Here is a 13,344-nt window from a genome sequence, read left to right as displayed (position 1 = left end):
TGCCGTGCTGTCAGACCTGTTCCGCCGGCTGGTACCCGACTCCCACCAAGCGTTGATCGCCGGCCTGTCTGAGGCGGGCTACGACGCCACACTTAGCATCAATCGTTATCGTGCAATGTCATTCGAGGTCGGCAACCATGGCTTCGAGGGCCGGTTAGGCCAGCTCGGAGAGGCCTACTATCCCCGACAGTTCGAGCGAAGGTATCGGTTGGTAAAGCGATTCCGCCTCTTGAACAGCCTGCTCGAACTACGCGACGCCATGCGACAGCTGGCCCAGTACGACGCATCCCTTCCCCCAGAGAAAAGGCTTTCGCATGTCTCAGAGCAACCCTCCGCCCTCCCCGATCGAACCGCTGGAGCACGACAGCCTCGTGCTGCGGAAGATGAACACGATGGACGGCAAGCTCGACGAGTTGCTGCCGCTGCTCGATCTGCTGGAAACGGAGACCGATCCGAGCGGGCACGGTATGCTGATCCGCGTCCATACGATCCTGCGAGACCTGCAGGAGGAGTTGCGCATGATCCAGACAGACCGAGACGAGCTGAAGGCCAGCATGGATGCGCAGAGGGAGGAGTTTCTTCGGATGGCACAGACCATACGGGAAGTGGCCGAACTTTTCAGTGTCAAGGTCAGCACCTGACCTTGGCTGACCGCCTCCGACAGCTCGCTCCACTCATCCAGACCTCGAAGGGTCGGCTCGTGCGGGTCGAACATCACCCTGATGGAAGAATATTCGCTGTAATTCAGCGGCCCGAACAAGATGGCGTCGCTAAACTCGAACGGCGCCTACTCGGAAAGCGGATTGGAACGCCTCGTATCGAGGAGAGTCTAGAGGCAGTCGAACAGCAAGACGCAGCATCGATTGGGAACGCCTTTCCGCGCGCGGAACTTCCCGATTTCGACATCGATTTCGACGGGGACCTAGGATCAGCCTAAATGACGCCAACAGCGCACGTACGTTCTGCGCCCCCCCGGCTCGTCCTACAAGCAAATCTGCAAAAATGGCCGAAGTTAGTCGCGGCCATCGAGCTTCACCTCCCGCCACGCTTCAGCGCTGACCCGTACAGCATCCAGCACCACGAGTGCCGCCATGGCCTTCTCAGTTCTGACGAGCGGCTTCGTTGCGTCCCAGACCAAGTTCATGAACCCCTGATCATAGTCACTATAGCGTCTTTGCTCCGACGGGATCCGCAGCTCACCGGTAACTGCTCGCAGCGAGACCCGACGCGCCCTGTCCTAAAACCTAATCGTCGGGATCATTGCCGGGCATCGGCCTACGAAGACCAACCGCGCCTGCAGGTCGGAAGCCCGCCCGTGCGGCCTCGGCCAGCTCCGCCGCAGTTTCATTTCCTGACGGCGAAAAACATCTCGACGAACCTTTGGTCGCGTTCGACCACCAGTTCGGCACCCAAGCACTGTCTTGACTTCTCCTTGATACCTTAGGCGAAGAGATCGCGCAGTGAAGTATCAATCCGCGATGTCCCGATGTTACTCCAACGGCGCACCTGGCTATCGCGGAGATGCGCCAGATACTGGCCAATCCCTTCCCCACTGCCTCCCATGTCGTAGACCACATGGCAGCCAACCACTGCCCAGCGCGGTCCAAGCCCAAAGCGCACGGCCGCATTGATGTCGAATGGCGAAGCCAATGATCGCGGCGCTCCCAGAGGGCGCGGTCTTCGAACGAAGCCAAGAGGTCAGCCTGACCTTTGAACTGGCCCCCGTTTCGACCGGACACTCAGGCATAACCATGGAGGCTTAGGCATATGCCTAAGCACGTGCTTATGTCTGACTACGAGATCATCACCGACGGCGGCCGTAGGCGCCGCTGGTCCTCGGCCGAAAAGCTTCGGATCGTCGAGGAGACTCTGGAGGATGGCGCCAGCATCTCGGTGGTCGCGCGCCGCAATGGCGTGGCGGCAAACCTGTTGTATCGTTGGCGGCGCCTGATGCTGGATGGGGGAGCCGTGGCCGTGTCCGGAGATGACGACGTTACCAGCAACCGTGCTGTCCGGCAGATGGAAGAGCGCATCCGCGAGTTGGAGCGGCAACTCGGGCGCAAGACGCTCGAGGTCGAGATCCTCAAGGAAGCCTTGGACAAGTCGCGGTTAAAAAAACCGATCTGGCTCGCGCGTGCTGCGCACCAACCCAAGGGCGGTTCCCGGTGAAGGCCGTGGCCGAGACGCTGGGCGTCTCCCGCTCGAACCTGAATGCCCGGCTGAACGGGAGTGCGAAGCCGCGTCGGCGCTATCACAAAGCGCAAGACGCGGCGGTGCTTCCGCTGATCTCGGCGATCGTGACGGCGCGGCCGACCTATGGCTACAGGCGCATCGCGGCGGTTCTGAACCGACGGCTTCGGGCCGATGGCGCCGCGCCCGTGAACCATAAACGGGTCTACCGCATCATGCAGGCGCACGACCTACTGCTGGCGCGCAGATACACCGAGCGGTCGGAGCAGACGCATGAGGGCAAGGTCATCACGATACGCTCGAACATTCGTTCGCCGGTGGGCTTGAACCAGTGGCGCCGCACCTGCTCACTGCTCGGACGGCTTCGAGTTCACCTGCTGGAACGGCGATGTCGTCCGAGGAGCCTTCCTCATCGACGCGCATGACCGGGAGATCATCGCCTGGCGGGCCGTGGTGAACGCCGGCATCAGCGGCTCGGACATCCGCGACATGATGCTGGAGGCCGTCGAGGCCCGCTTCGGCAGCTACCGAGCGCCGCATCCTGTCGAGATACTCAGCGACAATGGCTCGCCCTACGTCGCCAAGGACACCCGCATCTTCGCCCGACAGCTGGGCCTGAAGCCCTGCTACACGCCGGTGAAGAGCCCCCAGAGCAATGGCATCGCGGAGGCTTTCGTGAAAACCCTGAAGCGCGACTACGTCTACGTCACGCCGCTTCCGGATGCCGCTACTGTCCTCGAGTTGCTCGCCGGCTGGTTCGAGGACTACAACACCCATCACCCGCACTCAGGGCTGAAGATGCGCTCGCCCCGCGAATTCATCGCAGCTCAAACCGTAACCGCCTGAGTGTCCGGTGAAACGGGGGCAAGACCAACTTTCCACTCTGAGCAGACGCATCTGTTCCGGGGGGGGGGGCGACCGGGCGTGACCGAAGAGGGCGGCAAGCCCAGCCCCTTGATCCAGCGCAAGGCAATAAGGTTCGTTCGCCGTAAGATTTCTGAGAACCTTGAAGGGAGACGATCCATGGCACGCGTGCTTCTGATTTTGATCATGATCATGTTCGCTGTGCCGGTTTGGGCGCAGGACCGCGCGGCAGCCTTCGACCTCGGACAGGATTCGTTTCGCGCCGGGCGATCAGTCAACCATGCCGTAGCCGGAACGGATGACCTATTCATGGCTGGGGAGAGAGTCGCAGGGCAAGGCGACATTACGGGATCAGTGCATCTGGCGGGCCGCGCGATCACCATGGAAGGCGCGGTAGGCGGCGATGCCTACGCGGCGGGCGAAGAAGTGTCTCTCCGTGGCGTTGTCCAAGGGGATGTGACTGCGGTCGGCCGTGCGGTATCCGTGGCAGGCGTTGGCGGCGATCTGCGGATGGCCGGTTCGGAATTGCAACTCGGCGGCGATGTCGGCGGCTATGCGATAGTGATGGGCGAGGACGTCGCGTTCGATGCGGTGGTGGCAGGCGATGTGAGACTCGCGGCGCAGCGGGTGGAATGGGGCGGCGCCGCTTCGGTCGCGGGACGGCTGATCGTCTACGAGGCGGTGCCCGGCGACCTGCAGGTGCCCGACCGGGTCATCCCTGCCGATCGGATCGAACGACGCGAGATCGAGGAATGGGATGGGCCGCAGCCGCCAAACTGGGGCCGAGCGATCCTCTGGTTCATGTTGGGGGTGCTCGTGGTGGCCGCACTGGCCGCGCTGATCGCGGCGCTGGTGCCTGAGCGGCTGGCCGAGATGCGGCGGCAGCTCCTCGCGCGGCCGTTCCGCACCTTGTGGCTGGGCTTTCTGACGCAATCGGCGGTGATCGGCGCGGGCCTGCTGTTCGCGATGACGATCATCGGTCTGCTGCTGACGCCGGCTTTGATAGTAGTGGCTGTCGTGGGCGGTTTCGCCGGCTACATCGTTGCAGCGTATTCATTCGGGGTGGGCCTGTTGCTGGCGTTCGGCAGGGGGGAGCCGGACAGCATCGGCAGCCGAATGGCGGCAGCTTGCGTCGGCGCTCTGGCAGCGGGATTCGTCGGCCTCATTCCGTTCCTGGGCTGGCTCTTCGTCCTCGCATTGGTTCTTTCGGGGATCGGGGCGATCGCGACGAGGCTGTTTCGCCCCGCGTTCTTCCGCGACCTCCCGTGAGACGACGGGACGCCTCGGGCCGCGTTTTGTGCGCCACAAGTTGCGCCTCGCCCCCTATGTCGGGCCCGGCCCATGCGAGGCCCGGATGCGGCTAATTGGGGAGATGCTCCTTGTTCATGCTGGGCACCCGGTCTTGGGTGGCACAACGGGTCCGGACGTCTCGCCCGCTCATCCCGAAGTCGCGGATCACCCGACGGATCGCCGTTTCGTATAGTATCTGCCGCGCATCTGTGCCCACTCGACCATGGGCTCCTGCGGTGCGAATACGCTGAGCGTCATCCACGCTTTCACCTGCCGTCCCAGAACTCGCGAAGCATCCACCCGGATCGTGCCGGTCTAGATTTCGTCGGTGAAGCGGGTCGCGCCCTTCCAGACCGAGGCCATCGCGCGCAGATCGACCGTGATCAGGATATCGGTGCCAAAGCCCGGATCAACCCGGCACAGATCGGTACCGCCGGCATCGACCACCAGCCGCCAGTCGCACATCGCCTCCTGCAATTCGGGATACAGATACTGGATTGTGCAGCGCTGCTCAGGTCGGGGGTCGGGCTTGCCGGAATTGGACCCACACCGAGGTCATTTGACGTAGATCAACGTGGCTTCGGACCGATGGTGGCAGCATGGGGCAAAACACTGGTTCAATCGCGACGCCCATGATGACCGAGACGTCGTGCCGGGCAAAACGCCTGCGAGGCGGAACGGGATCGTCAGACGCCCTCAAGAAAGGATTCGGAGCGCGCTCGGAACAGGAGGCCTGGATGGCTATGGATCATCTCGGCGGCCGACAACGCAACCTCTCGGGGCGGCCGACGATTGGCCCGCCGACCGATGACGCAGGCACGAACAGCCCGGCCGCGTTCCGTACCCGAGGACTAAGCAAGACCTACGGCGCCGGAGGGCCGAACGAGGTCCGGGCGCTCGATGGCGTCGATCTCGAATTGCCCAGCGAGGAGCTCGTCGTGCTTCTCGGGCCGTCGGGGAGCGGCAAGTCCACCCTGCTCAATATTCTCGGCGGGCTGGACCACGCGACGCGCGGGACCGCTTGGTTCAGGGAGATGGAGCTGACCGCGATGACCGACCGGCAGCTTACCCGCTACCGGCGCGACCATGTCGGCTTCGTGTTCCAGTTCTACAACCTCGTGGCCAGCCTCACCGCTCGCGAGAACGTCGAACTGGTCACCGACATCGCCATGGATCCCATGCCCGCCGCCGAGGCCCTGTCGCTGGTTGGGCTCGACGCACGGCTCGATCACTTCCCCGCCCAGCTCTCGGGCGGCGAGCAGCAGCGCGTCGCCATCGCGCGGGCCATCGCCAAGCGCCCCGAGGTGCTGCTCTGCGACGAGCCGACCGGCGCGCTGGACAGCCGCACCGGGGTCGCGGTGCTGTCGGCGCTCGAAGCGGTCAACGCCCGTTTCGGGACCACCATCCTCGTGATCACCCACAACGCCGACATCGAACGCATGGCGCATCGGGTGATCCGTTTCCAGGATGGCCGGGTCATCGACATCGCACGCAACCCCGACCGCGTCGCAGCCGAGGGCATCCGATGGTGAGAGCGCGCGCCATCGACCGCAAGCTGCTTCGCGACCTGCGCCGGCTGTGGTCCCAGGTCGCGGCGATCGCGCTCGTGCTGGCCTGCGGCGTGGCGATCCTGCTGACCGCCTTCGGCATGATCCGGGCTCTGGAAACCACGCTCGACGACTATTACGGCCGCCAGCGCTTCGCCGAGATGTTCGCCTCGGTCCGCCGCGCGCCCGGCGCGCTGGTCGAGGAGATACGCGCGATCGAGGGCGTCCGCTCGGCCGAGGCCCGACGGGTCGGTCCGGTCACGCTCGACCTGCCGGATCGGCCGGCGCCGGGTTCGGGCCAGCTGTTGTCCCTGCCCGCCGGCGCGCCGTTCCTGAACGCGCCCCTGCTGGTCTCGGGGCGGATGCCGGACCCCGACAGCGACCACGAGATCGCCGTCAACGACCGCTTCGCGAAGGCCAACGGCTTTCGCCCCGGCGACGGCTTCGCGACGATTGCTAATGGACGGCGGCTCGATCTGACGATCACCGGCACGCTGCGCAGCCCGGAATTCCTGTACAGCCTGCCCCCCGGCGGGCTGATGCCCGACGATGCGGGCTTCGCGATCATCTGGATGCCGGAGCGGGCCGCCGGCGCGGTGCTCGACCTCGAGGGCGCCATCAACGACATCGCCCTAACCCTGCACGCGACCGCCGTCACTGCGGAGGTCGCGGACCGGGTCGATGCGCTGCTCGCCCCGTGGGGCGGCACCGGCGTCCGCCTGCGCGACCAGCATCCGAGCCACGCCTTCATCGCCGCCGAACTCGACCAGCTGCGCAACATGACCGTCATACTGCCGCCGATCTTCTTCGTGATCGCGGGCTTTCTCGTGAACATGCTCTTGGGCCGGATCGTGGCGTTGGAGCGCGCCGAGATCGGCCTGCTCAAGGCGGTGGGCTACCGCAAGTCGGAGATCGCGCTGCACTACCTGCTTCTCGCGATACTGGTGGCCTGCATCGGCATCGCGATCGGCTGGCTCGCCGGAAGCTGGCTGGCGGGCGGCATGGCGCGGATCTACGCCCGGTTCTTCGATTTTCCGTGGTTGATCCGCCCGGATGGTCTCGACGTCTACGCGATTTCGGGGCTTCTGGCCTTGGTGGCGGCCGGGCTCGGGGCCGCGCGGGCCGCGCTGACCGCGGCGCGGCTGGCCCCGGCGGTGGCGATGGCCCCGCCTGCGCCGCCGAACTTCGGCAAGGGGCCGCTCGACCGGCTGACGGCCGGGCGCTGGCTGTCGCAGCCGGCGAAGATGGTGCTGCGCGGGCTGCTGCGCTGGCCGGTACGTGCCGCGATGACAACGCTGGGGCTCTCCGCCGGGGTGGCGATCCTCGTGGCCTCCAGCTTCATGATCGACGCGATGAACCTGGTGATGGACAGCGCCTTCTACCGGGCGAACCGCCAGCACGCGACGCTGGTCCTTGGCGCGGAAGCGCCGGCCAAGGCGGCTCTGCAGGCCCGTGCCCTGCCAGGCGTTCTCCGGGTGGAGCCGCAGTTCGATCTCGCCGTGACGCTGCGCAACGGGCATTTGTCCAAGCGCCTTTCGATCACCGCCCAGCCCCCCGACGGCGATCTGGTCCGGATCCTCGACACCGAGGGCCGGGTCGTCGCCGCCCCGGAGACGGCCCTGATGCTGTCGCGCCAGCTGGCCGATCAGCTGCAGGTCGGACCGGGCGACGTCGTCGAGGTCGAGGTCGCCGGGGACCGGGAGCGCGACTTCCGGGAGCCGGTCGTGGCGGTGACGCGCCAATACCTCGGCCTTGGGGCCTATATGGACCACGACGCGCTCGCGGCGCGGCTGGGCCGGGCACCGCAGGTCACGGCCCTACATCTGGCGCTGGACCCCGCCGCATTGCCCGAGTTCCAGGCGGAGCTCAAGACGCTGCCGACGCTGGCGGCGAGCGTCATGCTGACCGAGGTCCGCGACAGCTTCCGCGGGACGATCCGGCAGAACATCCGCTGGAACACGATCCTGTTCCTGGCGATCTCCGGGCTGATCACGGCCGGCGTCGCCTATAATGGCGCCCGCATCCAGCTCTCGGAGCGGGCGCGCGAGCTGGCCAGCCTGCGCATCCTCGGCTTCACCCGCACCGAGGCGGCGTCGATTCTGCTCGGCGAGACCGCCGTACTGGCGCTGCTGGCGCAGCCGCTGGGCTGGGGGATCGGCGCGCTGATCGCGCAGGGCATGGTCTCGGGCTTCGACAGCGACCTCTACCGGGTTCCGCTGGTGCTGACCCCGGCCAATTTCGCGCGCGCGAGCCTGCTGACGCTGACCGCGATCCTGGCCGCCGCGCTGCTGGTCCGGCGGCGTTTTGACCAACTGGATCTTCTGGACGTCCTCAAGACGAGGGAATGAGACCATGGCCCGCCCTATCCGCCTGATCGTCCTGTTCGCCATCCCGGCGCTGATCGTCGCGAGCCTTCTTTGGGTCGCGTTTCGACCGCTGCCCGTCACCGCCGAGCTGGTGCCGATCGCGCGCGGCCCGATGGAGGTCACGCTCGAGGTCGAAGGAAAGGCGCGGATCCGCGAGGTCTGGGAGGTCTCGGCGCCAATCGCGGGGACCGCCCGGCGCCTGCCCGTTCGGGTCGGCGATGCGGTGGTGGCCGGCGAGACTCTGGTCGCCGTGGTCGAGCCGATCGAACCCAGCCTGCTCGACCGGCGCAGCCGGGTCGAGGCCGAGGCCGCCACGCAGGAGGCACAAGCCGCCTTCGCCGCCGCCGAAAGCCAGCTGCAGCAGGCCCTGCAGGAGCTCAGCTACGCCAAGTCGCGCCACGACCAGGCCCGGACGCTGGTCGAGCGCGGCGCCGCCCCGGCCGACCGGCTGGAGGAGGCGACGCAGGCGCTCAGGGTGGCGCAGGCCGCCCGCGACACGGCGCTGTCGACGCGCATCATGGCACAGGGCGCGCTCGACCGGAGCCGCGCCGCGTTGATCGGTCCCGGCGACGGGTCCGGCGATGGCGACAGCTGCTGCGTCGAGATCCGCGCCCCGGCCAGCGGCGTCGTCCTCGCCATCGACCAGCTCAGCGCGCGGCCGGTCGCCGCCGGCCAGCGGCTGCTCGACATCGGCGATCCGAACGACCTGGAGATCGTCGCGGACCTGCTGTCGCGCGATGCCGTCCGCCTTCCCGAGGACGCCCTCGCCCGTGTCGCGCGCTGGGGTGGCGCGGGCGAGCCGCCTGCCCACTTGCGCCGGATCGAGCCGTCGGCGCGCACAGAGGTCTCGGCGCTCGGGCTCGAAGAGCAGCGGGTCGAGGCGATCTTCGACTTCACCACGCCCGACGCACCGCCCGTCGGGCTCGGGGACGGCTATGCCCTGCGCCTGCGCATCGTGCTGTGGCAGTCGCCGGACGAGTTGCAGGTGCCGATCGCCGCGCTGTTCCGCCACGGTCCTGATTGGGCGAGCTTCGTGGTCGAGGACGGTCGCGCTCGCCGCGCCATGCTGGAGATCGGCCAGCGCAACGACACGGCCGCGCAGGTGCTCGACGGGCTGAAGGTCGGTGACGTGGTCATCGCGCATCCCGGCGAGAAGATCGCCGAGGGCGTCGCGGTCCGGGCAGCGGACCGTGAATGACCCCATGGCCACCGACCCGCTAGGCAGAGCGCCGCCGCGGGGCAGCATCATATCGGCTCGTGTCTCCCTTGCCTTGATCCAGATCAGGGCAACGCCTCGAACGAACGGTGATGCTCACCACATTCTTTGTTCAGAGGCACCTCCATGCTCGGGACCACGCTTCCAGCCATACACGTCCCCTTCTTCGTGGACGGCGCGGCCAGCAAGCAGCCTCCAATCATCATGTCGACGGTCGCGCCTAGGTTGCGATGCGCGCAGCGATGAGCCTTGAGATCACACCTGTGGCCGGGCAGTCGGAGATCGCGATCTTGGGCACGCTCGGGCTCACCGAACTGGATCAGGCGCGCCGCCGTTTCGGGAATATGACCTTCGGTCGCCAGACGAGGCTGGACCTGTCGGGGCTGCAGCGTCTCGACACCGCGGGAGCATGGCTGTTGTTGACCGAGCAGGACAGGCTCCGATCCGAAGGGGTCGAGCTGACCTTCGCCTCGATACCTCCGCATGCCGTGCCGCTCATCGAGACGGTGCGGGCGAAGCGCGCCCGTACCGAGACGACGACCCGGCCCCTGCTTACCGCGCACGAATTGCTCGAGCGGCTGGGCAGAAGAATGGTCAGCGCCGGTGCCTTCCTGCGCGACCTGCTGCACTATCTCGGGGTGTTCACAGCACGGCTGCTCGGAGCACTCAGGCGGCCGCGCGGGTTTCACCTGACCTCGCTCGTGCATCATTGCGAGGAAGTCGGGCTACGCGCGGTGCCGATCGTGGCGCTGATGGCGTTCCTGATCGGCGTCGTGCTCGCCTATCAGGGGGCCACGCAGCTGCGCCCTTTCGGCGCGGAGATCTTCGTGGTCGAGCTGATCGCTATCTCGATTCTGCGCGAACTCGGCATCCTTCTCACGGCGATCATCGTCGCTGGGCGCACCGCCTCGGCCTTTACCGCCGCGATTGGCTCGATGAAGATGCGCGAGGAGATCGACGCGATGCAGACCCTGCGCATCGACCCGGCGAACGCGCTGATCCTGCCGCGCATCCTTGCGCTGGTGATCACGCTGCCGATCCTCGGGCTGGTGGCGGATCTGAGCGGGCTGCTGGGCGGTGCGCTCATGTCATGGGCCGAGCTCGGCATCTCGCCCGCGATGTTCCGCACCCGCCTGATCGAGGGCGTGGAGCCGATCCATGTCGTGGTCGGGCTGGTCAAGGCGCCGATCTTCGCGCTGATCATCGGCATCGTTGGCTGCCGCGCCGGCATGCAGGTCGGCCATAGCGCGGAATCGCTCGGACGGATGACCTCCAGCGCCGTCGTCACCGCGATCTTCGCGGTCATCGTGACCGACGCGCTGTTCTCGATCCTCTTCGCACAGGTCGGCCTGTGAACGGGGCCGAGGACATGGTGATCCGCATTCGCGGGCTGGAGAACCGGTTCGGATCCCATGTCGTGCATGAGGGGCTCGATCTCGACATGCGACGCGGCGAGGTGCTGGGCGTGGTCGGCGGCTCCGGCACGGGTAAATCGGTGCTGCTGCGCAGCATCGTCGGCCTGCGGCGGCCCGACGCCGGGCGGATCGCGGTGTTCGGCGAGGAGATGACCGGGATCGACGAGCATCGCCGCGCCGGGCTCGCGGCGCGATGGGGGGTCATGTTTCAGGACGGGGCGCTGTTCTCCTCCCTGACTCTGCGCGAGAATGTTGAGGTGCCGCTGCGCGGCGTCGAGGGGCTCGACCCGGACACACGCCGTGCTCTGGCCGATCTCAAGATCGCCATGGTCGGGCTGCCGCTCGACGCGGCCGAGACCTATCCGGCCGCGCTTTCGGGCGGGATGCGCAAGCGCGCGGGCCTCGCGCGCGCGCTCGCGCTCGACCCCGAGATCGTCTTTCTCGACGAGCCGACCGCAGGGCTCGACCCGATCGGTGCCTCGGCCTTCGACCGGCTGATGCGCGACCTCGTGCAGGCGCTCGGGCTCAGCGTGTTCCTCGTGACCCACGATCTCGATACGCTCTACGCCCTGTGCGACCGCGTCGCCGTGCTGGCCGAGCGGCGCGTTCTCGCGACGGGCACACTCGATGAGATGCTGGCGGTCGAGCACCCTTGGGTGCGCGACTATTTCCACGGGCCTCGGGGACGAGCCGCCCGCAAGACCAGCCCGAACGCGCCGCAAGCGAGGTGACACATGGAAACCAAGGCCAACTACGTGCTCGTCGGCGCCTTCACCCTCGCGGGCCTGCTCGGCATTCTCGCCTTCCTGCTTTGGTTCGCCCGGATCGAGCTGGACCGGCAATTCGCAACCTACGAGATCGAGTTCGAAAGCGTCTCCGGGCTCGGCCGCGCCTCGGAGGTCCGTTTCGGCGGGCTGTTGGTCGGGCAGGTCACCGATCTCGCGCTCGCACCTGACCGATCGGGCACCATTCTCGTTGTGGTGCAGGTGCAGGCCGATACGCCGGTCCGGCAAGACAGCATCGCCCGGATCGAGGCTCTGGGCGTGACCGGCGTGTCCTATGTCGCGATCGAAGCGGGTTCGCCCGATGCGCCGTTGCTCACAGCCGATCAGGGCGCCCTGCTCCCCCGCATCGCTGCCGGACCCTCGATGCTGCAATCGCTCACGCGCGGTGCGCCGGAGCTGCTGGAGGAGGCGCTCTCGGTCATGCAGCGGCTCGATGCGCTGCTCGATGACGCGAACCGTGACCGCGTTGCGCGGATCCTCGAGAACAGCGATCGTGCGACGGCCGCGCTTGCGGACTCGCTCGAAGACCTGTCCGGCACGACCGGGGCGATCACCGGCATCACGGCCGAGGCCCGGCGCTTCAACGATGCCTGGGAGGACCTTGCGACGCGGCTGTCACGCCTGTCCGACCGAGCCAACGCCACCTTGGACGAGATCGATGTATTGGCGGGCAACACCGCGGAAACGATGCGGCAGGGCTCCGCGACATTGCAGGCCGCCGAAGAACTCGCCGTAGAGGCCAACCGCTTCATGACCGGGGAGGTACGCAATGCCGGCGCGGCCTTGCAGTCGACGCTGGAGGCGCTTCGCGCGGAAATCGCGATACTGGGGCCCGAGGCGCGGCGCATGATCGAGACGCTCGCCGCCGCCGGGGACGCGGCGCGCGCCCGGATCGACGAGACCGCAGACCTGTTGGCAGGCGCGGAGGACGTGCTGGCCCGGTTCGGCGCCGCGACGGGCGCTGTCGAGCGCGCCGCCAAGGCATTCGAGATCGTTGCCGACAGCGAGATCGCGCTCCTGTCCCGCAATTCCGCCGACCTCGTCGCGCGGCTTGATCGTCTGGTCGAGGAGGAGCTTGCGCCTGCCCTGTCGGAACTGCGCGGCACCGGGCGCGCGGTGAACGACCTCGCGACCCGGCTGGGCCCCAACATCGCAGAGACCGCGGCCAGCGCCGGGCGGCTTGCCCGTTCGGCTGAAACCCTCGTCACAGGGGCGGCGGACGGGCTCGCGACCGCACAGGAGGCCATGCGCTCCTTCGAGGCCGCCATGCAGCAAGGCGAAGCCGCCTTCGCCTCGGTCGACCGCACCTTCGCGGAAACGGCAAGGATCGCCGAGCAGGAGATCGCGCCCCTGGTCGCGGATATCCGGCGCACCGCGACGGAGCTCGAGATCGCGGTCGGCACCGTGGCCGCCGAACTGCCGGGGATCGGCCAGGACCTTCGTCTCGCGAGCCGGGCCGCGGCCACTGCGTTCGAGACGCTCGGCGCAACGGTGGCGCGCTCGGGGGCCGCGTTGGACGGCTTCACGAACGAGGCGCTGCCGGGCTATGCTCGGCTGGCACAGGAAGCGCGCAGCCTCGTCGGGAACATCGACCGCATGGTCGGCCGGATGGATCGGGATCCCGCCCGTTTCCTGCTGGACGACCGGGCCCCCGCCTTCCGCAGATGAAGG

At 67.3% G+C, this 13,344-nt stretch carries 9 protein-coding genes and 1 pseudogene; 9 read left to right on the top strand and 1 reads right to left on the bottom strand.

The window, feature by feature from the left end; all coding sequences use genetic code 11:
* Positions 1–314 precede the first annotated feature (314 nt).
* The 3 genes and pseudogenes from LOKHON_RS08060 (at position 315) to LOKHON_RS08045 (ending at position 4,323) form a co-directional block, all read left to right on the top strand.
* The gene (locus LOKHON_RS08060; RefSeq protein ID WP_017929115.1) at positions 315–641 is read left to right on the top strand and encodes a hypothetical protein; all 327 of its coding nucleotides are present in this window, start codon (positions 315–317) and stop codon (positions 639–641) included.
* 1,126 nt (positions 642–1,767) lie between these two features.
* Positions 1,768–3,036, top strand: a pseudogene (locus tag LOKHON_RS08050) (IS3 family transposase).
* Positions 3,037–3,213: 177 nt separating this feature from the next.
* Complete coding sequence (locus tag LOKHON_RS08045; RefSeq protein WP_017929118.1) at positions 3,214–4,323, top strand: DUF8173 domain-containing protein; 1,110 nt, start codon at positions 3,214–3,216, stop codon at positions 4,321–4,323.
* Positions 4,324–4,659: 336 nt separating this feature from the next.
* On the opposite strand, the gene LOKHON_RS16095 is transcribed toward LOKHON_RS08045, so the two are convergent.
* On the bottom strand, positions 4,660–4,809 hold the full coding sequence (locus LOKHON_RS16095) for a hypothetical protein (RefSeq protein WP_017929119.1): 150 nt from the start codon (positions 4,807–4,809) through the stop codon (positions 4,660–4,662).
* Positions 4,810–5,087: 278 nt separating this feature from the next.
* On the opposite strand from LOKHON_RS16095, the gene LOKHON_RS08040 reads away from it, so the two are divergent.
* The 6 genes from LOKHON_RS08040 (at position 5,088) to LOKHON_RS08015 (ending at position 13,341) form a co-directional block, all read left to right on the top strand.
* Complete coding sequence (locus LOKHON_RS08040; RefSeq protein ID WP_017929120.1) at positions 5,088–5,876, top strand: ABC transporter ATP-binding protein; 789 nt, start codon at positions 5,088–5,090, stop codon at positions 5,874–5,876.
* Positions 5,870–8,239 (top strand): ABC transporter permease, encoded by a 2,370-nt coding sequence (locus LOKHON_RS08035; RefSeq protein ID WP_017929121.1) that lies wholly within the window; start codon positions 5,870–5,872, stop codon positions 8,237–8,239. The genes LOKHON_RS08040 and LOKHON_RS08035 overlap by 7 nt, the downstream gene beginning before the upstream one ends.
* Before the next feature lie 4 nt (positions 8,240–8,243).
* Positions 8,244–9,455, top strand: a complete 1,212-nt coding sequence (locus LOKHON_RS08030; protein ID WP_017929122.1) for an efflux RND transporter periplasmic adaptor subunit — start codon at positions 8,244–8,246, stop codon at positions 9,453–9,455.
* Between the two features lie 260 nt (positions 9,456–9,715).
* Positions 9,716–10,828 carry an ABC transporter permease gene (locus LOKHON_RS08025; protein ID WP_110549251.1) on the top strand — a complete coding sequence of 371 codons (1,113 nt, stop codon included), beginning with the start codon at positions 9,716–9,718 and terminating at the stop codon, positions 10,826–10,828.
* A gap of 14 nt (positions 10,829–10,842) precedes the next feature.
* Positions 10,843–11,619, top strand: coding sequence for an ABC transporter ATP-binding protein (locus LOKHON_RS08020; protein WP_033315587.1), 777 nt, complete (start codon positions 10,843–10,845; stop codon positions 11,617–11,619).
* 3 nt (positions 11,620–11,622) lie between these two features.
* Positions 11,623–13,341, top strand: coding sequence for an MlaD family protein (locus LOKHON_RS08015; protein WP_017929125.1), 1,719 nt, complete (start codon positions 11,623–11,625; stop codon positions 13,339–13,341).
* Positions 13,342–13,344 lie beyond the last annotated feature (3 nt).

The organism is Limimaricola hongkongensis DSM 17492, assembly GCF_000600975.2.
In the GTDB taxonomy this organism is placed as follows: Bacteria; Pseudomonadota; Alphaproteobacteria; order Rhodobacterales; family Rhodobacteraceae; genus Limimaricola; species Limimaricola hongkongensis.
Note: the sequence above shows the minus strand (reverse complement) of the source record. Positions and strands in the feature narration are given on the sequence as shown.